Genomic DNA, 24,236 nt, shown 5'->3' with positions numbered 1-24,236 from the left:
TTGCCGGGCTAGGCCCGGAGTCTTCGCTGCCGGCCGTACACGGCCAGCAGCACGATGAGCACGAGGCCGTTCACGACGGTCCTCGTGGACTCGGGGATGGTGAGGGTGGTCAACAGGCTGTTCAGCACGGTGAGCACCACGGCGCCGATCCCCGTGCCGAGGACCCCGCCGACGCCGCCCGAGACGAGCGTGCCGCCGATGATGACCGCGGCGATCGAGGGCATCATCTGGCCGTCGGCGAGGCTGAGGAACACCGTCTGGGTGTAGCCGAGCATCGCGATGCCGCCGATGGCCGCGAAGGCGCTGCACAGCACGTAGGCGAGCACCCGGGTCCGCGCGACCGGCACCCCGGAGAGCCGGGCGGCCTCCCGGTTGGCGCCGACGGCGTGCAGGCTCCAGCCGTAGCCGGTGCGCCGCAGCAGCAGCACCACGGCCGCGGTGAGGACGATCCAGAGCAGCACGATGCCGGGCACGCCGAGCACCCCGCGCCCGGAGACAAGGTCGATGAGCACCGGGGCCGCGCGGCCGTCCGCGACGCCGCCGGTGACCACGAGGATGAGGCCGCTGACCACGCCCATCATGCCGAGCGTCATGACGAACGGCGGGATGCGCAGGAACACCACGCCGAGGCCGTTCACCAGGCCGATGACGGCCGCGACGCCCACGGCGAGCAGCACGCCGCCCAGCGCTCCGGCGTTCGCCCCGTCCATGACGCGGGCGGCGATGATGGCCGAGAGCGTGGCGACGGTGCCGACGGAGAGGTCGATGCCCTCGCCGCCGGAGAGCACCACGATCGTCTGGCCGATCGCGATGATGCCGAGGAACGAGGCGATGCGCAGCATGCTCACGACCTGGTCCGGGTCGGCGAAGCCCGGCCGGAGGATGCCGCCGATGACGACGAGCCCGACGGCGATAACCGCGGCGATGACCACAGGGCCCCGGGCGATGCGGAGCAGGCGCTGCCTCATCTCTCCCCCCGTCCGGCGGTGAGGGCGCTCAGGGCGAGCGCGGCGATGACGACGAGTCCGCTCGCGAGCGCCCGCCAGGCGGTCGGCAGCCCCAGGAAGAACAGGATGTTCGTGGCCAGGCCGAGCACAATCGCCCCGGCCACGGCGCCCACGGGCGAGCCGATGCCGCCGCGCAGCGCGACGCCGCCGACCACGACGGCGGCGACCGCGCTGAGGGCGAGGTCGGCGCCGATGAACGGGTCCCCGGAGCCGGAGTTGCCCAGCACGGCCAGGCCCGCGAGCCCGCCGATGCCGCCGGCGAGGGCGAACGAGGCGATCTGGGTGCGCTGCACCGGCACGAGCGAGGCGAACGCGGCCGAGGGTCCGTCCCCCACGGCGCGGATGTGGTGTATGACCGGCGTGCGGCGCAGCAGCAGCCACGAGGCGGGCACGGCGGCGAGCAGCAGCAGCGCGACGGGGATGCCGGCGATCGCCTGCCGGTAGATCCCGGTCATGAACCCCGGCACCTGCCCGCCCGGCGTCGGCAGCACCCACAGGGCCATGCCGCTGAACACGGAGCCGGTGGCGAACGTGGCGATCAGCGGCTGCAGCCGCAGCAGGCTCACGACCAGGCCGTTGGCCAGTCCGGCGGCCAGGCCCGTGCCGACGGCGGCGAGCAGTCCCAGCGGCACCATCGCGTCGCTGCCGCCCATCGCCTGGACGGCCACCACGCTGGACAGGGCCACGATGGCGCCGATCGAGAGGTCGAGCCCGCCGCCGATGACGACGACGGCCTGCGCGACCGCGACGAGCACGAGCGGCAGCAGCGTGGTCGCCAGCGAGGTGATCCCGTAGGCGGTGAGGATGTTGGGCTGCAGGATGCCGTTGACCACGAGCACGGCCACGAGGAGCGCGGCCGTGGCCCAGCTGGCCACGCGGAGGCGTCCCAGGCGGGCGCCGATCGAGGCGAGGGGGCCGCCGTCGGGGGTTCTGCGGGTGTCACCGGACGTGGTGCCGGGTCCGGGCCCGTGCTGGGTCTGCGGGGCGCTCATGCGGCCTGCTCCCCCTCGCCGATCCGCAGGGCCTGGGCCACGAGCCGTTCCTCGGTGATCTGTTCGCCCACGATCTCGCTGCGCACCCGGCCCTCGAAGAGCACGAGCACGCGGTCGCAGACGGTGACGAGCTCCCGGTCCTCGCTCGAGTTGATGATGACGGTCGCGCCGTCGGCCACGAGCCGGCGGATGATGCGGTAGATCTCGCCCTTGGCGCCGATGTCAACGCCCTTGGTCGGGTCGTCGAGCAGCACCACCCGCGGCTGCGTGAGCAGCCACTTGCCGAACACCACCTTCTGCGCGTTGCCGCCGGAGAGGCTGGAGACGGGGTCGTCGAGGCCGCCGATGCGCATCTGCAGCGCGTCGACCATGCGCCGGGCGGCGGCCCGTTCCCGGGCGGGGACGAGCGCGCCCGCCACGCTGCGCAGCCCCAGGCTCGCGATCGAGAGGTTCTCCTGGATGGGCCGCGCGGCCATCAGCCCCTGGGTGCCGCGGTCCCCCGGCACCAGCGCGATGCCGTGCCGGCGCGCCTCCCGCGGGGAGCCGATCCGCACCTGGCGGCCCGCGACCCGCACGGTCCCGGAGGCGCGCACGGCGCCGAAGAGCGCCTGCAGCAGCTCCGACTGGCCCTGGCCCTGCAGCCCGCCGAGGCCGATCACCTCGCCGGCGCGCGCCGTGAGGGAGACGCCGTCGAGGCCGGAGCCGGTCAGGTGCTCGACCTCGAGCAGCGTGGGCGCGTCCTCGGGCAGCTCGCGGTGGCCGCGCTCCGCCGCCTGGACGTCACCCACCATGGTCCGCACGAGTTCCTCGGGCGTGGTCTCGGCGATGTCCACCGTCGCGACGGTCTGGCCCGAGCGCAGGATCGTGGCCCGGTCGCACAGCGCCATGACCTCATCGAGCCGGTGGGAGACGAAGAGGATGCAGCAGCCGGCGTCCCTCAGCTCGCGGACGAGGTCGAAGACCACCTGCACCTGGTCCCGGTGCAGGGAGGCGGTCGCCTCGTCGAGGATGAGGATCCGTGGCCGGCGCAGCACCGCCTTGGCGATCTCGATCAGCTGCTGCTGGCTCGGCGTGAGCCGGCCGGCGAGCTGCTCCGAGCGGACCTCGCCCAGCGCCCCGGACAGCCTCTCCAGCAGCGGCAGCGCGAGGGCCTCCGCGGCCTTCCGGGAGAGCAGCCCCGCCCTGGTGGGTTCCGCGCCGAGCACCAGGTTGTCCAGGACGCTGAGGTCCGGCAGCACGCTCAGCTGCTGGTAGACGGCGGCCACCCCGAGCGCCGCCGCCGCGCGGGGCGAGCCGATCCGCACCGGCTCGCCCCCGAGCGAGATCTCCGCCGTGTCCGGGCGCACGGACCCCGCGAGCACCTTGTTCAGCGTGGACTTGCCGGAGCCGTTGGGGCCCAGGAGTCCGTGGACCTCGCCGGCACGGGCAGCGAGGCGGGCGCCGCCGAGCGCGTGCACCCCGCCGTAGCGCTTGGAGACCCCGCGCATCTCGAGGACCGGGGTCTTCTCGCCGGTCGTCACTGGAAGAAGGCCTGCACGTCCTCCCGGGAGAGGATCGAGTCGGAGACGTAGGTGTCTGGCTGGTCCTGGACCGCGGCCCAGGCCTCGTCGAAGTTCTCGTTCGTCACGGGTTCCTCGAGGTCCAGGACGATGTTGTGGCCGTCCGCGAGGGCGTCCTCGGCGAGTTCGCCGCCGGCGAGCATCTCCATGGCGATGTGCAGCGCCGTCGCCCCGGTCCCCGGCGGGTTGGTGACGCCGATCGACTCGAAGTCGTCGGACTGCTCGCTCCACAGCCGCATGAAGCCGTTGCGGGTCTCGCCGGTGGTGACGATCTCGTCGACCCGGTCGGCGGCGATGATGGCCTGGAGCACGCCCAGGGCCATGCCGTCCTGCGTCCACACGCCGTCGATGTCGCCGTAGGTGGAGAGCAGGTCGCTCATCGCCTGCTGGCCGGTCGCCTGGTCCCAGCCGCCGTCCGCGGTCGTCAGCACCTCCACGCCCGCGTCCTCGAAGACGGCCTCGACGGCGCCCCAGCGCGCCTCGTTGGCGGGGTGGCCGGAGATGCCGTTGACGGCCACGATGCTCGCGTCCTCGCCCACCTGTTCGGTGAGCCATTCCGCGCTCGTCTCGGCCCACAGCCCCTGGTCGATCCCCACGTTGTAGACGCTCTCGGTGGTCACGGCCTGGTCGATCGCGAAGACGAGGATGCCCTGGTCGGTGGCCTCCTGGAAGACGGCGTCGAGGGCCGACTCGGAGTTCGGGTCCACGATGATGGCGTCGACCCCGGAGTTGATGAGATTGCGGATCTGCTGGATCTGGCCGTTGACGTCCACATCGGCGTTCTCGAGCACGAGGTCCTCGAGGGTGCCCTCGTCCTGGTACTCGGCCGCGGCCTCCTCGATGTCGTCGATCATCTGCGTGCGGTACTCGCTGCCGATGAACCCGTTCGAGATGCCGATGGTGAACGGTCCCTCGGCGGTGGCCGATGGTGCGGATTCCTCCTCGCCGCCCGGTGCGCCGACGGTGGAACATCCGGTGGTGATGAGCGCGATCCCTGCGAGTGCCGCGAGGGCGGCGGTTCGGGTGCGTGACATGGTGGTGCCTCCTTGCATGCATGTCCCGACTTTCTCGCAGACTGCGAATAAGTCGTGGACAGAGAGTATTACACCGGGGGCCGCGAGAGAAGGGGGTATCGCCGATCCGTGCTCAGGACTCGTCGAGCAGCTGTTCGATCGGGCCGTAGGCGGCGAAGGCGCGCACGGCCGCGCCGAGCAGGGTGCCCTCCACGGGCGTGGAGGTCGCCAGCAGGGCGGGGACGTGGAGCACCCGCCCGGTGAGGCGCCGCTCGAGCTCCGGGACGAGCCGGGCGGCGAGCGGGGCGAACCGGCCGCCGAGCACGATCGCCTCGGGGTCGAGCAGGGCGCAGACGTTCGCGAGGGCGGCGGCAAACTCGTCGAGGACCCGCTCGGCGAAGCCGCGGAGGCGCGGGTCCTCGCCGTCGAGGTGGGCGAACAGCGCGGCGAACACCTCGGCCTGTCCACCGAGGTCGATGCCGGCCTCGTGCAGCCGGCGCTCGAGCCCCACGCTGCCGAGCTGGGACTCCAGATCCCCGAAGTCCACGTAGAACCGGTCGATCGAGTCCCCGCCGAGGAGCATGCGCCCGATCTGCCCGCCGACGCCGTGCGCGCCCTCCCAGAGCGTGCCCGACTGGATGATGCCGGCGCCGATCCCCTCGAAGACCGCCAGGGCCACCAGGCTCGAGGCCCCACTGCGCGTGCCGGCGGCGTGTTCGGCCACGGCGATGAGGTTGGCGTCGTTGTCCACGGAGACGGGCACGCCGAAGCTGCCCCGGAGCAGGCTGCCCAGCGGCACACCGTGCCAGTGCAGCGAGGGGGCGAAGTCGATGGTGCCGTCGGCCTGCACGGGGCCGGGGATGGACACCCCGATCGCCACCGCCCGCCGGCGTCCCGCGCTCCGCCAGGCCTCGCGGATCGCGGCGAGGGTGTGCTGCAGTCGTTCGTCGGCGCTGAGCCCCTGCCCCGCGTCGAGGCGCCGCTGCCAGCGGACCGTGTGTCCGAGGTCCAGGAAGGCGAGCGTGGTGTGATGGTCGGCCACGTCGACGGCGAGCACCTCGGCGGCGTTGTCGTCGATGCGCAGGCGGCCGAGGGGCCGCCCGCCGCCGTCCCCGACGGCGGTCTCCTCGACGAGCAGGCCGGCTGCGGTCAGGGTGTGGGCGATGCGGGCGACGGTGGCCACGCTCAGACCTGTCTCGGCGGCGAGCTCGGCCCGGCTCGCCGGCTGGCGTTCGCGCAGCGCCGCGAGCACGCGCCCGCGATTGCCGCGCCCGACGCCTGCCGTGGTCATGGCTACAGCACCCTGGCCCCGTGGACGGGCCCGTGGACGGCCACGGCGGCCACCCCCGTGCGGTCCTCGATCCGCGCCGCGAGCTGGAACGACTCCTCCGCGGAGCGGGCCAGGAACATCACGGTGGGCCCGGAGCCGGAGACCTGGCCGGACAGCGCGCCCTCCTCGAGGCCGAGGTCCAGCATCTCGGAGAGCTCGGGCACCAGGGTGGCGGCCGGCACCTGCAGGTCGTTGGCCACCAGCAGGGCCAGCTCCTCGGCGTTGCCGGTGGTCAGGGCCTGCACGAGCTCCCGGTCCACCTCGGGGTCCCGCTCGGGCACCGGCAGCGCCCCCTCGTCCCGCAGCCGGTCCAGCAGGGCGTAGACCTCCGGGGTGGACAGCCCCGTGGTGGCCGGGATCAGGACCAGGTAGACGGGATGACGGGCCAGCAGTGGCGTGAGCTCATCGCCCACCCCGAGCCCGACGGCGGCCCCACCCATCACCGAGAAGGGCACGTCCGCGCCCAGCGGCGCCGCGATCTCGGCCAGCGCCTGGCGGGACAGGCCCGCCTCCCAGAGGGAGGCGCAGGCCAGCAGCGCGGCGGCGGCATCCGCGGAGCCGCCGCCCATGCCGCCGGCCACGGGGACCTGCTTGGTGATCTCCAGGTGCACGCCGTGGGTCTGCGGGTCCAGGCCGAGGTGCTCACGCAGGCGCAGGGCGGCCCGGACGGCCAGGTTGGACGAGTCCGCCGGGATCACCGCCGGGTCCACGAAGGCGCTGGAGTGCTCGGAGAGGGACACGGTGACCTCGCCGTCCTGGCGGGGCGTGGCGGTCACCTCCTCCAACAGCGAGACGGCCAGGTAGACGCTGGCCACCGGGTGGTAGCCGTCCGCCCGGGGCGTCCCCACCCGCAGCGAGAGGTTGACCTTCCCGGGGGCCTGCGCCGTGACGTGGCTGAACAGCCGGGTGGTGGAGGGGGCGGGTTGGCTCACTGAGAGGTTCCTTCGGTGGGTGCGGGCCGGTGCGCGGCGATGCGGGCGAAGTCCTCGATCCCGAGCACCTCGCCGCGGGCGCGGGGGTCCACGCCGGCCGCCCTCAGGGCGGCCTCGGCCGCGGCCGGGGAACCGGCCCACCCGGCCAGGGCGGCCCGCAGGGTCTTGCGCCGCTGGGCGAAGGCGGCGTCCACCGCGGCGAAGACCTCCTGGCGGCTCGCGGTGGTCTCGGGCGGCTGGCGCCGGGTGAAGGCCACGAGCCCGGACTGGATCTTGGGGGCCGGCCAGAACACGTTCTTGCCGATGGTGCCGGCCTTGCGCACCGCGGCGTACCAGGCGCCCTTGGCGGAGGGCACCCCGTAGGTCTTGGACCCCGGGGGTGCCGCCAGCCGGTCGGCGACCTCCTCCTGGACCATGACGAGGCCGTGCGTCAGCGTGGGCAGCTCGGCGAGCAGGTGCAGCAGCACGGGCACGGCCACGTTGTAGGGCAGGTTGGCCACCAGAGCCGTGGGCGGGCCGGGGGCGGCCTCGGGCCGCAGGGCGTCGAGTTCGGCGGCGGTCACCTGCATCGCGTCCGCCAGCACCACCGAGAGCCGCTCCGCCGCCCCCGGACGGAACTCCTCGGCGGTGCGGGCCAGCCGGCCGGCGGGGACGGGGTCGATCTCGACGGCGGTCACGGCCGCGGCGGCGTCCAGCAGGCCGAGGGTCAACGACCCCAGCCCGGGTCCGATCTCCAGGACGTGCTCCTCCGCCCCGGTCCCGGAGGCGGCGGTGATCCGCCGGATGGTGTTGGGGTCGATCACGAAGTTCTGGCCCAGGGTCTTGGTGGGCCGCAGGTCCAGTTCCGAGGCCAGCCGCCGGATGTCAGCGGCGGAGAGCAGGGGGTTCTCGGGTGCGGTCACGCGCTCCATCCTACGGTGAGGCCGGACGCCAAGGGCCCGCCAAGGCAGGCCCTTGGGGATAAGCGCTGCGGTTCCGTCCTGCGTGCCGGCGGCGTGCTCCCGGCGTCAAGCCTGGTGGCGGGGCCTAGGTGTACCCGGCCATGAGGTTGGTGACAGTTCGGGGTTGACGTGAGGAGAGCCTCCCGGTGAGGTGTGGCTTGTCGAAGGCTGCACCAACACACAGGAGGCTCCCGTGTCCCACCGCAATACCCGGCTGACCGTTCATGGCCGCCGATTGATCGTCCAACGCCACCAGGACAGGATCAGGCCCCCGCATATCGCCGCGGCGATGGGAGTCTCCCGCCAGTGTGTCTACAAGTGGATCGGCCGGTACGCCGCCGAGGGCGAGACCGGGCTGGCCGACCGGTCATCGCGCCCGCACACGATGCCGACCAAGACCACCGCCTGGGCCGAAGAACGGGTCGTGGCTGCTCGCAGGCAGCACCGGGCCGGCCCAGCCGTGCTGGCCCCGTTGACCGGGGTGCCAGCCCGGACGATCTCCCGGATCCTCACCCGCCGCCAGATCCCGCCGCTGGACCGGTGCGACCCGCTGACCGGAGACGTCATCCGGTCTTCGAAGGTCACCGCCGTGCGCTATGAACGGGCCCACCCCGAGGAACTGGTGCACGTCGACGTCAAGAAGCTCGGCAAGATCCCGGACGGAGGGGGCTGGCGGGCCCACAGGCGAAGCGAACAAGTCCGGGGCCGAGGCATCGGCTACGACTACGTCCACTCGATGGTCGACGACCACTCACGGCTGGCCTATTCGGAGGTCCTGCCCAACGAGCAAGGTAGCACCTGCGCCGGGTTTCTCATCCGGGCCGCGGCCTACTTCGCGGACCAGGGCATCACCCGCATCGAGCGAGTGATCACCGACAACGCGTTCGCCTACCGGAAATCAACGGCGTTCCACCAGGCCTGCGTGAAACTCGGCGCAGTGCAGAAGTTCATCAAGCCACACTGCCCCTGGCAGAACGGCAAGGTCGAGCGCTTCAACCGCACCCTGGCCACCGAATGGGCCTACCGCAAGGTCTTCACCAGCAACAACGAACGCCAAGCCGCCCTTGCCCCCTGGCTCAAGTACTACAACACTGAACGCAGCCACAGCGCACTCGGCGGACACCCACCGACCAACCGACTGTCACCAACGTAATGGCTGAGTACACCTAGCGCAGGCCGAGTTGCGCGGAGCAGGCGGGCCAGTGGCCCCAGCCGCCGTTGGCGCGCAGCACCTCGGCGGTGGCGATCTGCTCGGCCGGGGTGGCATGGTGCGGCAGCGGCGCGTATTGGGTGCCGCCGGCGCCGGCCCAGGAGGAGGCCGAGAACTGCAGGCCGCCGTAGTAGCCGTTGCCGGTGTTGATGGACCAGTTCCCGCCGGACTCGCACTGCGCCAGGGCCTGCCACGCGCCGGAGGTGGGGGCGGTCGCCTGGGATGCGGAGGAGGCCGACGCAGAGGAGGAGGACTCCGAGCTGGACTCGGTGGTGCTGCGGCTCGGCGCGGGCGCCGGGGCCGGCTCGGGCTCCTGGGTGCCCACGGCGAGGCGGCGCTGCACCGGCTCGCGTACGGTCTCGGTGGCGGTGGCCTCGCGATCGGTCTCCTCGCCGTCCACGGTGATGACGGTCCAGGTGGTGGCCTGCTCGCCGGCCCGGCCCTCGGCCAGGACGGTGGTCCTGCCCTCGGCCAGGTCCTCGTCCTCCACCTCGACGGTCTCGAACGGCAGGGACTCCGTGGTGGTCTCGGTGGTGGTGTCCACGCGCTGGACGGTCACGTCCACGTCCTCGGTGATCGGGGTGTCGCGGGCCGGGGTGATCGTGTCGTCGTCGTCGAACTGCACCCCGCCCTCGCGCAGCGCCTGCTCGATGTTCACGGCCTGGGTGGCGAAGGACCGGGTGTACGGACCGGAGGTCACGGTGACGACCTTCGGCAGGTCCACGGTCACCTGGGAGGCCCGCTCCAGCTGGAGGACGGAGCTCTCGAGGTCGGAGCCCGGGCCGGAGGTCTCATCGGCGGCGACGTCGCCGGCTTGCTGTGCGGAGGCGGTGGCCTCGGCCCCGCGCTGGGTGACCACGAAGGCCACCAGCCCGCCGAGGACGAGGGCCAGCGCCAGGATCTGGGCGATCCCTCGGGCCAGGCGGTTCTTCTTCTCTCGTGCCATGGTGTTCCAGACGTCGTCATCTCCGGGCACGGGGATTCAGGGCCGATGGCACAGGCGCACTGAGTGGCCCGATCCGGCCAGTTGAGGGTCAACTGTAACGGCAGGATAACGAAGATCTCAAATTGATCACGGTCCGGCGCGTCGGATGCCCCCGACCAGACTTCCCCTCCGGAGAGAACGCGCTGGTCAGAAGTCGCCGTAGACCCGGCGCGTGTTGTTCGCCACAGCGGCGGCGAGGACGTCGGCCTCCACCCCGCGGGTCTCGGCCATGCCGCGCAGGGTCAGCGGCACCAGGTAGGGGGCGTTGGGCCGGCCGCGCCAGGGGTGCGGGGTCAAGAAGGGGGCGTCGGTCTCCACCAGGATCAGGTCCTCGCGGGCCTCCGCCAGTGCGCCGCGCAGCGCCTCGTTCGCCTTGAACGTCACGGGGCCGGCGAAGGACATGTACCAGCCGTGCTCGTTGCAGATCCGGGCCAGCTCGACGTCCCCGGAAAAGCAGTGGAAGACCACGCGGTCCGGCAGGTCCGGGGTGTCGAGCAGGATGCGCACCACGTTTTCGTGGGCGTCGCGGTCGTGGATTTGCACGGCCTTGCCGAGCCGGTGGGCCAGCTGAAGGTGCCAGCGGAAGGCCTCCTGCTGGTCGTCCACCCCCTCGGTCCCGGTCCGGTAGTAGTCCAGGCCCGTCTCGCCCACGGCCCGCACGCGCGGATGCGCGGCCAGGGTCTCGATCTCGGCCAGCGCGGCGTCCAGGTGTCCCCGCTCGGCCAGCCGGGCGGCGTCGTTGGGGTGGATGGCCACGGCGCCCAGCAGCCGGGGCTCTGCCTCGATCGCCTCGATGGTGAACCGGGCCGACTCCACGTCACAGCCCACCTGGATGGCGCCGACCACGCCCACGGCCTCGGCCGCGTCCATGGCCTGGTGCACGTTGACCGCCACCAGTCCGTCCCGGAAGTCCAGGTGCGTGTGGTTGTCCACCACAGGCACCCCCAGCGGCTCGGGGGCCGGCGGGTACTCCAGGCGCCGTTTGCGCTGGGACTTCTCCTCCGTCGGTTCCCGACGACGGCCACCCCCCGGGCCGTCCGGCGCGCCTGCATCGGCGCCCGGTTCGGCGGGCTGCTCGACGGCGAGCACCGGCCGGTAGGCCTCGGGGACGGCAGGCTTGGGAGCGGCGGACGATGCGGATGCTTCAGAGGCCATGGACTCCATGCTGGCATACCCGCTCAACGCTTCTATGCCGTTTTACCGTTCTACTGCTTTGCGGCGTAAACTGTGCTCATGACATCCTCGATGGAGCACCGATACCTCGGCGTCCAGGGCCGGGGCACGATCGCCTTGCCAGCCGACGTCCGACGCCGGCTGCACCTGGACCAACCGGGCGCTCAACTGGAGATGACCGAGCGCGCCGACGGCGTCATCGAGTTGCGAGCCGCCCTGCCCGTGCCAGCTGATCAGCGCTGGTTCTGGACCGAACGATGGCAGGGGCGTGAACGCGAGGTCGACGAGCACATCACTGCCGGCCGCGTAACAGTTCACGAGTCGAACGAGGATTTCCTCGGCCACCTCGACCAGCTCGAAGCCGAGTGAAGTTCGAGACCACCCCGGCGTTCGACGGAGACTACCGGCGGCTCAAGCGCGAGCATGCCATCGCGTTCAAATCCGTCGTCCGAGAGAAGTTCGCGCCGGCGTGCGATACCTACGCCAAGGATCCGAGCACCCCGTGGCCTGCCTCGTTGCGCGTCAAGTCCGTGCGGTCTGCTCCGGGCGTCTTGGAGATGACCTGGTCGTTCGCCAGCCCAGACGGACGTGCGACCTTCGAGCTGGTCAGTGTGGATGGTGAGTTGCGCTGCCGGTGGCGTCGAGTCGGCGATCACGATGTCTTCAAGAAGCCATAGGCCCTGACCGATTGGCGATCGCCGAGTGACACAACTTCAGTGCACTTGAATGCTCGTCACCGAGATCCCTCAGTGCCGCGGTCAGGAACCCACGTCCGCCAGGACCGACTCTGCCTCCGCCGGACACAAGAGATCGATGACGCCCTGATCGGTGCTCCATGCGAGACCCTGCCAGGATCGGTTCGCCCCGTGACGCTCCGAGGCGGAAATCTTTCGCTTTCCAAGACTGGCAAGATTGGTGAAGACTCAGGAGCGGCCCACCGGCTGGCCGTCCGGGCCCGCGAGGGGCTGGAACGTGAATGTGCCCGCCTCCACCGTGGAGGTCCCATACGCCCAACGGTGATTGAGGGAATCCAGGCGCGCGTCGGGATAGCGAACCCAGCACTCGAAGCTGCGGTCCTTGGCGGCCACGAACGTCAACCGCTGGCGGCGCTGCTTGTTGCGCGCCCATAGGACGATGCCAGTGAGGGCGAGGCTCAGGGCGCCACCGATGATCGCCCCGGTGAGGACGTCCCGACTTATCAGGACGGATAGGATCCCCACCGGCAAGCCAATGACCGATATCCAGCCCGAATCGATCATTCGTTCCCAATGGCCCTTCTTAACTGGCCGACCCTCGGCTTCGCCCACAGGCGTCTCATGCTGGGTCATTGCCACACTGTAGGACGAGACCGCCCAAGTGAAACAGGGCTGGTCTCAACAGCGGGTTTTTATCTACGGAACGGCGGACTGGTCATGAGCTTGGCCATCTTGTGGAGGGGTCCGAACAGGGAACGACTTCCGGTGACGCCAGGAGCCCTTCGTTATCCCGTGGGCTGGCGTGCCGCAGAGGGATCCTCTACCGGGGCGCTTCGGCATTGCTTTCCAGGAGCACTTTTCCGCGGTTCGCTGAGTTCCAAGCGAGAGCATCCCGGATCTGCGAGAGCGGAAATTTTGCGGCGGGTGTCGTGGCCAGCAAACCTGACGCAACGAGCCGGAAGACTTCTTCAAAACGCTGAGCGAACTGCACGGGGTCGCTGTTATGAGCATCCTGGCGCAGGTGAAAATACTTCAGTTCCACATGCGATGGAAATTCCCAACTGCCGTGAATTGGCGTGCCGGAGAGGAGCCCGTAGTTCAGGGCCCCGGCAAAGTCGTGACTGGTGGTGTCGGCGTGTCGGTGCGCTGAGATAGAACGAGATTCCTGTAGGACGAGTGATCGACCAAGATCCACGTCTTTCCAGGAGCCTCGTTGTCGTCCCACTCTGCCATGCCCGTTGCGCGTTGTGTCCAGTCGCTGGCTGACCTGCGTTCTCGGTTCGCCGAGCTGCCTGACCCCCGCCGTCGCCGCGGTGTCCGGCACCGGGTCTCGGCGATTCTGGCGATCGCCGCGGCGGCGGTGACCTGCGGTGCTCGCTCGTTGACCACGATCGGGGAATGGGCAGCCGATGCGCCCCAAAGGATCCTGGCAACCCTCGGCGCGCGCTGGCACCTCGGTCGCGGCCGCCATGTCGCCCCGCACGAGACGACACTGCGGCGCACGCTGCAAGCCTTCGATGCCGCCGTGCTCGATGAGGTGATCAGCGACTGGCTCGCCGAGCACCTCACCGTGCGCGAGGATCTGGAGGCGATCGCGGTCGACGGCAAGACGCTCCGCGGCGCCCGCGACGCCGACGGCGAGCAGGCCCATCTGCTCTCCGCGGTCGTCCACGACGCCGGTGTCGTGATCGCCCAGCGCGACGTGGCGGCCAAGACCAACGAGATCACCGAGCTCGCCCCGCTGCTCGCGGGCGTGGACCTGACCGGAAAGGTGATCACCGCGGACGCCCTGCACACGCAGCGCGCCACGGCCGAGGACCTGGTCACGGCACAGCGCGCCGACTACGTGCTGACCGTCAAGGCCAACCAGCCGACCCTGTTCGCCGCCTGCCAGCAGGCGCTATCCGGACCGGCCCGCGCCTTCGCCGCCGAGGACGTCAGTTCCGAGCGTGGTCACGGACGCACCGAGCAGCGCACCACCCGGACCATGCCGGTCACCGACGGCGACGGGATCGACTTCCCCCATGCCGCGCAGGTCTTCCGGATCCGCCGTGACACCGGCGGCCTGGACGGCCAGCGCATCCGGAAGGAGACCGCCTACTGCATCACCAGCCTGGCGCCCGCCCAGGCCGGCCCGGCTCGGCTCGGCGCGCTGGTGCGGGGGCACTGGGAGATCGAGAACCGAGTCCACTGGGTCCGCGATGTCACCTACGACGAGGACCGCTCCCAGGTCCGCACCGGTGCTGCGCCCCAGGTCATGGCCAGCCTGCGCAACCTGGCCATCAGCGCCTTCCGCCTGGCTGGTCACACCAACATCGCCGCCGCCCTCCGCTGGGCAGCCCGCGACTATCACCGACCACTGACCATTCTCGGCCTCACATGACTTTGCCGGAGCCCTGCCGATTGGGGAGAGCAGATCGCGCACTCTAGGCATGTTGGTCATATCCACGCCCCTGGCCCCCTCCCAGCTTTCTGTTCTGCTGCGATCCGAAAGTCCATGCATTCTCGGGGGACGAGGCGCGTGCTGCACAGCTTCCTTCCTCGTCTTAGGGCCTGGTCGATCTCTTCGCTGAGTCGATTATCCTTCGCGCGTGGTCTCGTCCAACGTCTCATCATCTTCCTTGGCTTCTCGTGAGCGTCGCAGCGCTTCGCGGCGTGCTCGTTCGCGGTAGCTGTAAGCGGCCTCGTGGACCGACTCTTCGCTTTCGAAGCCTGAGCCGATGGCGCCTGCGACGGTTGCGGCGGCGGTCGTTAACAGGGCGACGAGGAGGTGTTCTCCGAGTCCGTATTCAGGTCCGGCGTACTGGCTGAAGACTTCAGGGGTGAAGACGATGAGCGCGGCGATCAGGTTGAGGACGAAGAGCCCCAGGTAGCCACACGTCAGCCCGATGGCGAGGGTTATCACGGTTGAAGCATTGAAAAGGACCGCTTGCTCACGTTGATATGCCGGTAGATTCCTCACCCGTTCCCACAGGTGATGATAGACGATGAGCCATGTGAGCATCACGGTGATCGAGGCGAGCGCCACGGCGACCAGTTGCCACACCGCCATGGTGATCGCGAGTTCCCACAGGGTGGCGTTGATCAAATAGAAAGCGCTGAACGCGAACGCTCCCACCAGCGCCCCCCGCAGACCCGACACCAGCCGCCACGGTTGGTTATCCCGGACCATTCCGATGAGCAGCCGCAGCCGACCCCGACTCGCGAGGATACGCAGGTCGATGCCGTCTTGATCGGGTGTGACCCGCCGGAAGGCCCCACCCAGTGCGCCCAGACGGGATCGGCGATGTTCCTCAGAGCCCTCCTCTGGGGTTGTCTCGCCGCGCAGGTCCACGATGAGCTGTGCCACCACTCCCAGGACTCGACGTCGCAATGCCATCGCGCCGAAGGCCGGCAGTGAGACCACCGCGACGTTTCGACTGCTACTGGCATCAGCGACGACAGGCTGCCGGTCGATGGCCAGCGGGAGATCGGTGACGCACACCGCGAAGTCCCAGCCGCATTGCCGCTTGTGCTCCGTTGCGAGGTTCATCATCTCGAAGTGCTGCATGTCGCTGGGAGGCAACCGCTCACGGTGCACCTCGACTCTCCACTGGCGATCCGGCAACTGCTCGGCCAGTAGTCCTGGTAGTTCCTGTTCGAGTTGCTGCGCGACCTTTAGCGGGGTAGCCACCGGATCGGCGACCACGCCGATCACCACCTCCCGCCCGGGGGTCTGCGTGTGGCTCTGCTGTGTCGTCACCGGTCCGCTCCTTCCGCTGCTGAATGTGGGCCGTCGGGGTTATGTCGAGGTGGTGTGTGTTCATAACACTCCCCACACTTCTGGTCTACCTCTACACCCCGTGGGGGTCCCGGCATCGGCCCACCGACACCCGATTATGGGTCCGGTTTAGGCGGGGTTGAGCACGACTTTGGTCCAGCCGTCTTCGCGGGCGTCGAAGTGCTCGTAGGCCTTCGGTGCTTCCGCCAGGGGCAGGTTGTGGGACACGATCCAGGAGGGAGTGACCTTCTCGGCGGCGATCAGGTCGCGCAGGTGGCGGTTGTAGCGCTTGACCGGGGCCTGCCCGTTGCCCGTCTGCTGGCCCTTGAACCAGAAGTTACCGAAATCGAAGCGGGCCTTGCCCTGCTGGGCCAGCTCATCTGGGGCGCCTGGGTCCTCGGGGATGAACACCCCGACGGTGCCGATCCCGCCAGTGAATCGCACTGAGGGGACCAGCTTATTCAGGGTCGCCGCGTTGTCCTCGTTGCCCTGGGGATCGTGGGCCTGGTAACCGACGCACTCGGCCCCACGGTCAGCACCGACGCCCTTGGTGTGCTCCATGACCTGTTCGACCGGGTCACCCTTGGAATCATCGATCGCGATCGCCCCGACCTGCTCGGCCAAGCGCAGCCGGTCGGGATGGCGGTCCACGACCATCACCTTCAGCGCCCCCTTCACGCTCGCGGAGAGGGCGGCCATCAGCCCGACCGGGCCAGCGCCGTAGATGACTATGGATTCGCCCGCCTTCAGGCCCGACATCTCCACGGCGTGCCAGCCTGTGGGGAAGATGTCGGAGAGCATCACATAGTCGTTCTGCTTCTCGCGGGCGTCCTCGGGCAGGCGCAAGCACTGGAAGTCGCCCCACGGCACGCGCAGGTACTCGGCCTGGCCGCCGATCCAGCCGCCCATGTCGGCGAACCCGTATGCGCCGCCGGCCATGCCCTCCACGTTGGCGGCTAGACAGTAGCTAGTCAGCCCGTGCTCACAGTTCCGGCAGTGTCCGCAGGAGACGTTGAACGGCACCGAGACCATGTCCCCGACCGCGACCTTATCGATCCCGGCTCCAACCTCGATGACCTCGCCGACGTTCTCGTGGCCGAAGACGCGGCCTTCCTCGAAGTCGGTGCGGCCCTCGTACATGTGCAGATCCGAGCCGCAGATGTTGGTCGCAGTAACCTTGACCAGGACATCGTTGGGTTGCTCAATACGCGCATCGGCAACGTCAGCGACCGCCACGTCGTGGGGCCCGTTGTAAACAAGTGCCTCCATGATGATCTCCTGATGGGAACTTGTGGCCAGGTCAGTTCTAAGCGCCGTACCGCCCGGCCCCGCCAGAAGTCGCGACCGAGCTGATCGCGGACATCAACCACATGACGTGGAGTTTTCTCCAAGACCTTCCGAGGTCGTTCGATGAGCAATCGCGATCGGGGCCCAGCCCCATCCTCCACCACCGCAATCCGGCTAACAAGGGTGGGTGCCCCGGCCAATGAGGACTCTCGTGGACTGCCCCCGAATAACTACCACCTCGGCATACGGTGACGACAGTCCGCGCCCGTATGGGGAACCCCCAACGGTCACCTCCATCTCTGACCAGTAGATACGAGAACACCACGGGACCGTGTCCCACAAGACCCATCCGGTGAGGTGTCCGCGGAAGGGGCCCCGACGGGGATGCCTTCGGTCGCACCTGCCCCGCTGGCGGCATTCAGTACCATGGACAGTCGGAGCCCGACCCTCCACGGCGCCCCTCCCCCTGCGAAAGGCCCTCCTCAGAATGACCGACCAGCAAGCCACGGTGCTCTTCGTGTGCACGGGCAACATCTGCCGCTCCGCCTACGGGCACCACCTGCTGGCCCAACGCCTGGAGCAGGAAGCCCCCGGCCGCTACCTGGTCGTCTCGGCCGGCACGCAGGTCAACCCCCGCCTCACGGTCCCCCAGCAGATCCACGGGCTGCAGGGTGCCGCGGGGCTGCAGACGCTGGGCACCCACTCCCCCACGGCGCTCAACGCGCGTACGGTGCAGCGGGCGGACCTGATCCTCGCGGCCACCGAGGAGCACATCGCCCGCATCCTGCGGGACACCCCGGGCGCGCTGAACCGGACCTTCACCATGACCGAGTTCGGTGCGGCCGCCGAGGCACTGCAGAACGGGACCCTGCCGGCCTGGGGCGGACCGTCGTCGGGCACTGGATCCTCCGAATCCCTGCCCGAGCGGGTCCGGTCCCTGGCGCGCCACCTGGCCCGGCACCGCCCGGCGATCCGCGGCTCGCTGGACTCGATCGACCTGCCGGATCCCTACGGCCGCGAGGATGCGGCCTACCCGGCCATGGCCGAGGTGCTGGAGCCGGCGGTCGGGCACATGGCGCAGCTCCTGGCCGGCCTCGCCCGCTGACGCCCGGGTCGGCTCAGCGCGCCGGCGCGGGGTGGAACCGTTGCTGGGCGTGCTCCAGGGTGCCCTCGGCGAGGGCTTCCACGGCGTCGGCGGCGCGGTCCAGGTGCAGGGGCAGCAGCTCACGCTCGGCGGCGGAGAAGGGCTTGAGCACGTAATCGGCGGCGGGCTGGCGCCCCGGCGGCCGGCCGATGCCCACGCGCACGCGCTGATAGTCCTTGGTGCCGAGCACCTGGGAGATGGACTTCAGCCCGTTGTGACCACCCTCGGAGCCGCCGACCTTGAGCTTCAGGGCGTCGAAGGGGATGTCGAGCTCATCGTGGATGACGATCAGGTGCGCCGGATCCACGGAGAAGAATCGCGCCAGGGCGCCCACCGGGCGCCCTGACACGTTCATGTAGCTGGCCGGCTTGGCCAGCAGCAGCTTCGGCCCGCCGGGACGGACATGGGCGGTCCCGACGGCGGCGCCCGCCTTGTGCGCGGACAGACCGGTGCCGAAGCGGCCGGCCAGTTCGTCGATGACCATCTGGCCGATGTTGTGGCGGGTACGGGCATAGTCGGACCCGGGGTTGCCGAGCCCGACCACGAGCCACGTATCCTGCGATGCCACGGGGAGGATCAGCCCTCGGAGTCTTCCGCGGCAGCCCCACCCTTGGCGCCCACCACGGCGGGCTCCTCGGTCTCCTCGGTCTCGCCGAGGTCCTGCTCCACGGTCTCGGAGATGGTGGCGATGACGTAGTCGTCCTCGAGCTCCAGGGTGGAACCGGCAGGCAGCTTCACGTCCTTGGCGTAGATGTGCTCACCGGCCTGGCGGCCCTCGATCTCGATGGTGACGCTCTCGGGCAGGGCAGTGGCATCGGCCAGCACCGGCACGGAGGCCTCCTCGAGGTTGAAGGTGGTGCCCGGAGCGGCCTCGCCGTCCACGTGGACCCACACGTCCACCACGACCTTCTCGCCCTTCTGGACCACGATGAAGTCGATGTGGGCCACGGTCTGCGAGATGAAGTTGCGCTGGATGTCCTTCGGCAGCACCATGTGCTCCTGGCCCTCGCGGACCAGGGTCAGCAGGGCGTTGGGGTTGCGGACGGCCAGGGTGGTCTCCTGGGTCGGCAGCAGCAGGTGCACGGGATCGCCGCCGTGGCCGTAGACCACCGCGGGGATCTTGCCGGCGCGGCGGGCCTGGCGGGACGCGCCCTTGCCGAAGTCCTCGCGCAACTCGACCTGGATCTTGATCTGGTCACTCATGTTGTTCCTCCTGTACTCCTCTTCCGCGGCCACGGTGGTGGCGGCGGGCTTTCCAGGGATGAAACGCATAGAAATCGCCATGCCGCGGACCCGGCATGGACTGCCTGGATCCCGGACGGCGGCCTCGTCGATCACGGAGCGGAACGCTCCCTCGCCTGGGCAACGCGGACCATCCTACCAGTAGGCTGAGGATTCGAGGGGGCCCGCACCAGCGCAGGAGGATCCGTGGACGCGTCAGTCACGCAGCAGGAGCAGGACACCGCGTGGGCCCCCGGAGGCGAGCGGCTCACCGCCACGGCCGGGGCCATGCTGGCCGCGATGGACTCCGTGGTGGACGGCAAGCACGGAGCCGTCCGCACCGCCCTGCTTGTCCTGCTCGCGGGCGGGCACCTGCTGGTGGAGGATGTGCCCGGCGTGGGCAAGACGTTGCTGGCCCGGGCCCTGGCCCGGACCGTGGGCGGCACGGTCAAGCGCATCCAGTTCACCCCGGACCTGCTGCCCGGCGACGTCACCGGGGTCTCCGTGTTCAACCAGGACCGCCACACCTTCGAGTTCCGCCCGGGCGCCGTGTTCGCGAACGTGGTCATCGGGGACGAGATCAACCGCGCCTCGGCCAAGACGCAGTCCGCCCTGCTCGAGTGCATGGAGGAACACCAGGTCACCGTGGACGGGACCACCCACCGGCTGGACGAGCCGTTCATGGTGGTGGCCACCCAGAACCCGGTGGAGTCCGATGGCACCTACCCCCTGCCGGAGGCCCAGCGGGACCGGTTCATGGCCCGCATCACCATGGGCTATCCGGATGCCGACGCCGAGCTGCAGATGCTCCGCACGCATCAGGACCCCCTGCCCTCCTCCGCCCCCGTGAACCGGCTGCAGCAGGTGGCGACCACCGAGGAGGTGCTGCGGATGATCGAGGCCGTGGGCCGCGTCCACGTCTCCGAACCGGTGGCCCGCTACGTGGTGGACCTCGGCCGCGCCAGCCGCGAGCACCCGGAGGTCCTGGTCGGCGCGAGCCCCCGCTCGCTGCTGCAGCTGCTGCGGGCGGCCAAGGCCGAGGCGGCGATCAGCGGACGGGCCTTCGTCACCCCGCAGGACGTGGCGACCGTGGTGCCCGTGGTCTTCCCGCACCGGCTGATGCTGCGCCGCCGGTCCACGGACGAGGCCGCCCAGGCGGATGCCGCCACGGAGCGGATCCTGCACTCGGTCCCCGTTCCCGCCGGACCGTGATGGCCCGTGGCTGCCCGTGACGGCCGGGGCCGGAGCCCCGCCGGTCCCGCCGGCCCCCGCCCCACGGCCCGCGGCCTCGCCCTGCTGGTGGCCGCCGCCGTGCTGGTGCTGGCCGGCCTGACGCTGGGCCGGCGCGAGGCGATCGCCCTCGGGCTGTTCCTGACCGTGGTGGTGGGGGCCTCCGCCGTGGTGCTCCTCGCGCGGACCGTGCTGGCCCGCCGCGTCCGGGTGCGGCGCTCCGTCATCCCCGGTGCGGTGCCGCAGGGCGGTTCCGTGCTCGTCACCTTCGGCCCTCCGGACGTGCCCGGTCTCGTGGACGCCGTGCCCGGCCGCGGCCCCGTGACGGCCTCCGGGGCGGGTGCCGGGACGGGGTCCGGGGTGGCGTCCGGGGTGGCGTCCGAGGCGGGATCCGCGTCCGACCCCGGATACCGGTGGCAGGCCCCGACGCGCGGGGCCTACCTCCTCGGGCCGGCCCTGGCCCGGCTGCACGGACCCTTCGGCCTGTGGTCGGCGCGCGCGCAGGTGGCGGGGACCTCCCGGCTCCAGGTGCTGCCCGTGCCCCTGGAGGACGAGGAGCTCGACCGGGTGCTGCGGGCCGGGGTGGGCGAGCACGACGCCGCCGACCTGCTGGGCAGCCGGGCCGCCCCGGATGACCTGCTGGTCCGGGAACACCGGGACGGGGACGCCCTGACCCGCGTGCACTGGGGTGCCACCGCCCGGACCGGACGGCTCATGGTGCGCCAGGAGGAATGGGCCCATGATCCCTGGGCCGTGGTGGTCCTGGACTGCCGGGCCGATTCCTTCTCCTCCGGCCGGCACGAGGTGGACGGCGGCGCCGGGCACTCGTGGCACACCTCCCCGGGGTTCGAGCGGGCCGTTCAGGCCGCCGCGGCGCTGTCCCTGCGGCTGCAGGACGCCGGCCACCAGGTGCTGCTGATGGACCAGGACGGCCACCCGCTGGATCCCCAGCTGGCCTCGGCCGTGCTCGGCGCGTCCCCGCGGGAGGCCACGTGGCCGGCGGCCTTGCCGGCCGAGGCGGCGGCCGTCGTCGTGCTGCTGGGCGACTCGGCGGGCCGCGACCTGCCGGTGCTGGCCACGGTGCCGCACCACCTGCAGCGCGTGGCCGTGCTGTTCGGGATGCCCGGCCCTCAGGACGTCGCGCGGCGGCTGGAGTCCGGCGGCTGGCTCGTCTCGGAGCCGGCCCGGTGAGCCCGGCACCGGCTCCGACCCCGGGAGCCCGTACCCGGCTCGGGACGGTCTGGCTGCCGGCGCTGCTCGTGGCGCTGCTGGTCCTGGCCGCCGCCGTCTCCCTGGACGCCGCGTTCCGGGCGCCCGTGGCCGGCTGGCTCGTCCCGGCGGCGTGGCCCGCCCTCTGGGGGCTCGCCGTGGCGGCGGTGGTGCGCAGCCTGGGCACGCGGATGCTGCGCCCCCTCGCGGCGGGGCTGCTGGCCGCGGGGTGGATCTGGTGCCGGCAGTGGTGGCCGGAGACCATGATGGCCGGGCTCGTGCCACAGCCGGCCACGGTGGAGGCGATCGCCACCTCCTCCGAGGACCTGCGCCAGACCATCTGGACGGACGTCATCCCGGTCGCCTCCACGGATGCGCTGCTCGCCAGCCTCGGGGCGGTGCTGGCCCTGACCGCCCTGGTCACGGACGCCATCGCCACCGGGCTGCGCTCCCCCGCCCTCGCCGGGCTGCCTCCCCTGGTCCTGATCGGCGGGGCAGCCGCCCTCACCACGGGCACCACGCCCTGGCCCGCCCTCGCGGTGGCCGCCGCGGCCTGGCTGGCCCTGCTCGCGGCCGATCCCGGGACCAGCGCCGCCACGAGCCCCGGCCCCGGCCTCCGCACCAGAATCGACGGCGGCCCCGCCGGGGCGCGCGGAGTGCCCCGGCGGCGGGCGGGCTGGGCGGCGGGCTGGGGCACGGTGGCCGCGGCCGCCGTCGGGCTCCTGACCCTGGCCGCCGCGCAGACGGGGCTGCCCCTGCTGACCGCGGGTGCCGCGCCGGAGGGCCAGCGCCTCACCCTGGGGCAGGGCACCGGACCCGTGAATCCCGCGGCGGACCTGGGCCAGCAGCTGCGCAGCGGGAGCGGCTATGCGGGCATCAGCTACCGGACCGAGGACGGCCAGGGCCTCTACCTGCGCACCGCCGTGGTGGATGACGTGATGGCCTCCCCCTGGGACGCGACCCCGCCGCAGTACGCCGGGGACCCCACCACGACCGGCTTCAACCCCGCCGCCGCGCACCTGGCCGAGAACGCCGGCGCGCTGGCCGAGGGCCTCCCGCCGGACGGGCAGCTGGTGTCCATGACCCTGGACGGGTGGGCCGGGAACTGGGCACCGGTCCCGGACCAGACCGCCGCCGTGGAGCCCGTCGTCGGCGACTGGGGCTGGCAGGTGGACCCGACCACCTCGAGCGCCTTCCGCGAGACGACCACCCCCGTGGACCTCACCTTCGACACCCTGGTGCTGCCCCTGGGGCTCTCGTTCGAGCAGCTCGCCGGCCGGGCCGGATCCGTGGCGCCGCAGGGCGTCTACAACCGCTGGGGCGGAACCGCGGAGCTGGAGGGCTCCGCCGTGCAGGAGCTCGCCGAGGAGGTCACCGCGGGCACGGACAACCCCGTGGAGCGGGCGGTCGCGATCCAGGACCACCTGCTCTCCGAGGACTTCACGTACTCGGAGACGGCGCCCTCGGAGCAGGGCTATGACGGTTCCGGGCTGGAGATGACGGAGCAGTTCCTGGCCGCCGGCGCCGGGTACTGCATCCACTTCGCCTCCGCCATGGCGATGATGGCCCAGTCCGTGGACATCCCGGCGCGCGTGGTGGTGGGCTACGCCCCGGTGGCCGCCACGGGCGGGGAGCACCGCGTGACCGCGGACCGCGCCCATGCCTGGCCGGAGCTGTACATCGACCAGGTCGGCTGGATCCCCTTCGAGCCCACCCAGACCGTGGGCCGCACCCCCGGCTACGCCCAGCAGTCCCCCGCCGCGGACCCCACCCCCTCGGCCGATCCCACCGTGGGTGAGGACACCGCACCGTCACCGTCCGCCGCGGCGGGCGAGCAGACCCCCGGCAACGACGCCGGCCCGGGCACCACCGACGGATCCGGCGCCCCGGGTGCCCCGCAGGTGCCGCTCGCCACCGTGCTCACGGTGGCCGGGGTGCTGCTCCTGGTGGCGCTGGTGGCGGCGCTCCCGGCCTGGCTGCGGAGCCGGCGGCGGGCCCGGCGGCTGGAGTCCGGGTCCGTGCCGGAGCTCTGGGCCGAGCTGGAGGACACCGCCGTGGACCTGGGGCCCGGCCGCGCACCGCACGAGTCGGAGCAGGTCTTCGCCGCCCGCCTCGGGGCGGATCCCGCCGTGGCGGAGGCCATCGTCTGGATCCGCTACGCGCCCGAGGGCACGGGGCCGGCTGAGTCCGCCGAACTGGGGATGAGCGCCGAGCCGGCGCTGGCCGACTCCGTCCGGGCGACCATCGCGGAACTGGAGGCTGCCGCGGAGCCGGCCGTCCGGCGTCGTGCCCGGTGGTTCCCGCGGTCTTTGGTGCCGGTGCACCTGCGCCGCTGAGTGCTGGCCCCGGCCGCTCTGTGCCGCCACCGTGCCCGCTGACCGCCGCCACCACCCGCACCCGCCTCGTCATCTGCCGGACATCTCGTCATCCTGTCCCGTGACGAGATGTCCACCCGATGACGGCGGTTCACGGGTCATCACGGCGAAAGGCCCGGCCACCTCCGTGGGGAGGCAACCGGCCCTGCGCTGTGGGCGGGATGCCCGGGTGC

At 71.2% G+C, this 24,236-nt stretch carries 23 protein-coding genes; 8 read left to right on the top strand and 15 right to left on the bottom strand.

What is annotated here, in order from left to right; genetic code table 11:
* Positions 1 to 8 precede the first annotated feature (8 nt).
* The 7 genes from RE421_RS07360 to rsmA form a co-directional block, all read right to left on the bottom strand.
* Positions 9 to 968 (bottom strand): ABC transporter permease, encoded by a 960-nt coding sequence (locus tag RE421_RS07360; RefSeq protein WP_309816644.1) that lies wholly within the window; start codon positions 966 to 968, stop codon positions 9 to 11.
* Positions 965 to 1,999: an ABC transporter permease gene (locus tag RE421_RS07355; protein WP_309816639.1), complete on the bottom strand. Its 1,035-nt coding sequence runs from the start codon at positions 1,997 to 1,999 to the stop codon at positions 965 to 967. The genes RE421_RS07360 and RE421_RS07355 overlap by 4 nt, the downstream gene beginning before the upstream one ends.
* A complete protein-coding gene (locus tag RE421_RS07350) occupies positions 1,996 to 3,519 on the bottom strand; it encodes a sugar ABC transporter ATP-binding protein (RefSeq protein WP_309816636.1) in 1,524 nt (507 codons plus the stop codon). The genes RE421_RS07355 and RE421_RS07350 overlap by 4 nt, the downstream gene beginning before the upstream one ends.
* Positions 3,516 to 4,592, bottom strand: coding sequence for a substrate-binding domain-containing protein (locus tag RE421_RS07345; protein WP_309816633.1), 1,077 nt, complete (start codon positions 4,590 to 4,592; stop codon positions 3,516 to 3,518). The genes RE421_RS07350 and RE421_RS07345 overlap by 4 nt, the downstream gene beginning before the upstream one ends.
* Before the next feature lie 112 nt (positions 4,593 to 4,704).
* Positions 4,705 to 5,862, bottom strand: a complete 1,158-nt coding sequence (locus RE421_RS07340) for an ROK family transcriptional regulator (protein ID WP_309816630.1) — start codon at positions 5,860 to 5,862, stop codon at positions 4,705 to 4,707.
* Between the two features lie 2 nt (positions 5,863 to 5,864).
* Positions 5,865 to 6,833, bottom strand: a complete 969-nt coding sequence (locus RE421_RS07335; protein ID WP_309816627.1) for a 4-(cytidine 5'-diphospho)-2-C-methyl-D-erythritol kinase — start codon at positions 6,831 to 6,833, stop codon at positions 5,865 to 5,867.
* Complete coding sequence (gene rsmA / locus RE421_RS07330; protein WP_396134615.1) at positions 6,830 to 7,744, bottom strand: 16S rRNA (adenine(1518)-N(6)/adenine(1519)-N(6))-dimethyltransferase RsmA; 915 nt, start codon at positions 7,742 to 7,744, stop codon at positions 6,830 to 6,832. Before rsmA ends, RE421_RS07335 begins: the two co-directional genes overlap by 4 nt.
* Before the next feature lie 223 nt (positions 7,745 to 7,967).
* On the opposite strand from rsmA, the gene RE421_RS07325 reads away from it, so the two are divergent.
* Positions 7,968 to 8,927, top strand: a complete 960-nt coding sequence (locus tag RE421_RS07325) for an IS481 family transposase (RefSeq protein WP_309816623.1) — start codon at positions 7,968 to 7,970, stop codon at positions 8,925 to 8,927.
* A 13-nt stretch (positions 8,928 to 8,940) separates the two neighbouring features.
* On the opposite strand, the gene RE421_RS07320 is transcribed toward RE421_RS07325, so the two are convergent.
* Positions 8,941 to 9,930 carry a transglycosylase family protein gene (locus tag RE421_RS07320; RefSeq protein ID WP_309816621.1) on the bottom strand — a complete coding sequence of 330 codons (990 nt, stop codon included), beginning with the start codon at positions 9,928 to 9,930 and terminating at the stop codon, positions 8,941 to 8,943.
* A gap of 186 nt (positions 9,931 to 10,116) precedes the next feature.
* On the bottom strand, positions 10,117 to 11,124 hold the full coding sequence (locus RE421_RS07315) for a TatD family hydrolase (protein WP_309816618.1): 1,008 nt from the start codon (positions 11,122 to 11,124) through the stop codon (positions 10,117 to 10,119).
* A gap of 78 nt (positions 11,125 to 11,202) precedes the next feature.
* On the opposite strand from RE421_RS07315, the gene RE421_RS07310 reads away from it, so the two are divergent.
* Complete coding sequence (locus RE421_RS07310) at positions 11,203 to 11,511, top strand: AbrB/MazE/SpoVT family DNA-binding domain-containing protein (RefSeq protein WP_309816615.1); 309 nt, start codon at positions 11,203 to 11,205, stop codon at positions 11,509 to 11,511.
* Positions 11,508 to 11,819 carry a hypothetical protein gene (locus RE421_RS07305; protein ID WP_309816612.1) on the top strand — a complete coding sequence of 104 codons (312 nt, stop codon included), beginning with the start codon at positions 11,508 to 11,510 and terminating at the stop codon, positions 11,817 to 11,819. Before RE421_RS07310 ends, RE421_RS07305 begins: the two co-directional genes overlap by 4 nt.
* A 246-nt stretch (positions 11,820 to 12,065) precedes the next feature.
* Here the strand turns inward: RE421_RS07305 and RE421_RS07300 are convergent, their stop codons facing one another.
* Entirely contained in the window at positions 12,066 to 12,470 is a 405-nt protein-coding gene (locus tag RE421_RS07300) for a hypothetical protein (protein WP_309816609.1), read from the bottom strand.
* A gap of 187 nt (positions 12,471 to 12,657) precedes the next feature.
* Positions 12,658 to 13,032, bottom strand: coding sequence for a hypothetical protein (locus RE421_RS07295; protein WP_301473280.1), 375 nt, complete (start codon positions 13,030 to 13,032; stop codon positions 12,658 to 12,660).
* A gap of 36 nt (positions 13,033 to 13,068) precedes the next feature.
* Between RE421_RS07295 and RE421_RS07290 the strand changes: the two genes are divergently transcribed.
* Positions 13,069 to 14,220, top strand: a complete 1,152-nt coding sequence (locus RE421_RS07290) for an ISAs1 family transposase (RefSeq protein ID WP_309816606.1) — start codon at positions 13,069 to 13,071, stop codon at positions 14,218 to 14,220.
* A gap of 195 nt (positions 14,221 to 14,415) precedes the next feature.
* On the opposite strand, the gene RE421_RS07285 is transcribed toward RE421_RS07290, so the two are convergent.
* Together RE421_RS07285 and RE421_RS07280 are read right to left on the bottom strand one after the other, a co-directional pair.
* A complete protein-coding gene (locus RE421_RS07285) occupies positions 14,416 to 15,579 on the bottom strand; it encodes a hypothetical protein (RefSeq protein WP_309816602.1) in 1,164 nt (387 codons plus the stop codon).
* Between the two features lie 147 nt (positions 15,580 to 15,726).
* Entirely contained in the window at positions 15,727 to 16,866 is a 1,140-nt protein-coding gene (locus RE421_RS07280; RefSeq protein WP_309816594.1) for a glutathione-independent formaldehyde dehydrogenase, read from the bottom strand.
* Positions 16,867 to 17,371: 505 nt separating this feature from the next.
* On the opposite strand from RE421_RS07280, the gene RE421_RS07275 reads away from it, so the two are divergent.
* A complete protein-coding gene (locus tag RE421_RS07275) occupies positions 17,372 to 17,989 on the top strand; it encodes a hypothetical protein (protein WP_309816590.1) in 618 nt (205 codons plus the stop codon).
* 13 nt (positions 17,990 to 18,002) lie between these two features.
* Here the strand turns inward: RE421_RS07275 and pth are convergent, their stop codons facing one another.
* Both pth and RE421_RS07265 read right to left on the bottom strand, forming a co-directional pair.
* A complete protein-coding gene (gene pth, locus RE421_RS07270) occupies positions 18,003 to 18,596 on the bottom strand; it encodes an aminoacyl-tRNA hydrolase (protein ID WP_309816586.1) in 594 nt (197 codons plus the stop codon).
* A gap of 8 nt (positions 18,597 to 18,604) precedes the next feature.
* Positions 18,605 to 19,231 (bottom strand): 50S ribosomal protein L25/general stress protein Ctc, encoded by a 627-nt coding sequence (locus tag RE421_RS07265; protein WP_309816580.1) that lies wholly within the window; start codon positions 19,229 to 19,231, stop codon positions 18,605 to 18,607.
* A 225-nt stretch (positions 19,232 to 19,456) separates the two neighbouring features.
* On the opposite strand from RE421_RS07265, the gene RE421_RS07260 reads away from it, so the two are divergent.
* Genes RE421_RS07260 through RE421_RS07250 form a run of 3 tightly spaced genes read left to right on the top strand, consistent with a single transcriptional unit; the run spans position 19,457 to position 24,024 of the window.
* Positions 19,457 to 20,461 carry a MoxR family ATPase gene (locus RE421_RS07260; RefSeq protein ID WP_309816575.1) on the top strand — a complete coding sequence of 335 codons (1,005 nt, stop codon included), beginning with the start codon at positions 19,457 to 19,459 and terminating at the stop codon, positions 20,459 to 20,461.
* Between the two features lie 6 nt (positions 20,462 to 20,467).
* Positions 20,468 to 21,670, top strand: coding sequence for a DUF58 domain-containing protein (locus RE421_RS07255; RefSeq protein WP_309816572.1), 1,203 nt, complete (start codon positions 20,468 to 20,470; stop codon positions 21,668 to 21,670).
* Complete coding sequence (locus RE421_RS07250; protein WP_309816569.1) at positions 21,667 to 24,024, top strand: transglutaminaseTgpA domain-containing protein; 2,358 nt, start codon at positions 21,667 to 21,669, stop codon at positions 24,022 to 24,024. The genes RE421_RS07255 and RE421_RS07250 overlap by 4 nt, the downstream gene beginning before the upstream one ends.
* The last annotated feature ends 212 nt before the right edge of the window (positions 24,025 to 24,236 follow it).

It is taken from the genome of Citricoccus sp. I39-566 (assembly GCF_031432995.1).
Taxonomy (GTDB): Bacteria; Actinomycetota; Actinomycetes; order Actinomycetales; family Micrococcaceae; genus Citricoccus; species Citricoccus nitrophenolicus_A.
The sequence above is the reverse complement of the archived record's forward strand: the minus strand, read 5'-3'. Positions and strand labels throughout refer to the sequence as shown.

Excerpts from the sequence above, each read along its gene's own strand:
- RE421_RS07275 (WP_309816590.1), top strand. The coding sequence starts at position 17,372 with ATGACCGACCAGCAAGCCACGGTGCTCTTCGTGTGCACGGGCAACATC.
- RE421_RS07300 (WP_309816609.1), bottom strand. The coding sequence starts at position 12,470 with ATGACCCAGCATGAGACGCCTGTGGGCGAAGCCGAGGGTCGGCCAGTT.
- RE421_RS07360 (WP_309816644.1), bottom strand. The coding sequence starts at position 968 with ATGAGGCAGCGCCTGCTCCGCATCGCCCGGGGCCCTGTGGTCATCGCC.
- RE421_RS07290 (WP_309816606.1), top strand. The coding sequence starts at position 13,069 with ATGCCCGTTGCGCGTTGTGTCCAGTCGCTGGCTGACCTGCGTTCTCGG.
- RE421_RS07320 (WP_309816621.1), bottom strand. The coding sequence starts at position 9,930 with ATGGCACGAGAGAAGAAGAACCGCCTGGCCCGAGGGATCGCCCAGATC.
- RE421_RS07345 (WP_309816633.1), bottom strand. The coding sequence starts at position 4,592 with ATGTCACGCACCCGAACCGCCGCCCTCGCGGCACTCGCAGGGATCGCG.
- RE421_RS07340 (WP_309816630.1), bottom strand. The coding sequence starts at position 5,862 with ATGACCACGGCAGGCGTCGGGCGCGGCAATCGCGGGCGCGTGCTCGCG.
- RE421_RS07265 (WP_309816580.1), bottom strand. The coding sequence starts at position 19,231 with ATGAGTGACCAGATCAAGATCCAGGTCGAGTTGCGCGAGGACTTCGGC.
- RE421_RS07280 (WP_309816594.1), bottom strand. The coding sequence starts at position 16,866 with ATGGAGGCACTTGTTTACAACGGGCCCCACGACGTGGCGGTCGCTGAC.
- RE421_RS07310 (WP_309816615.1), top strand. The coding sequence starts at position 11,203 with ATGACATCCTCGATGGAGCACCGATACCTCGGCGTCCAGGGCCGGGGC.
- RE421_RS07355 (WP_309816639.1), bottom strand. The coding sequence starts at position 1,999 with ATGAGCGCCCCGCAGACCCAGCACGGGCCCGGACCCGGCACCACGTCC.
- RE421_RS07315 (WP_309816618.1), bottom strand. The coding sequence starts at position 11,124 with ATGGCCTCTGAAGCATCCGCATCGTCCGCCGCTCCCAAGCCTGCCGTC.
- rsmA (WP_396134615.1), bottom strand. The coding sequence starts at position 7,744 with ATGGAGCGCGTGACCGCACCCGAGAACCCCCTGCTCTCCGCCGCTGAC.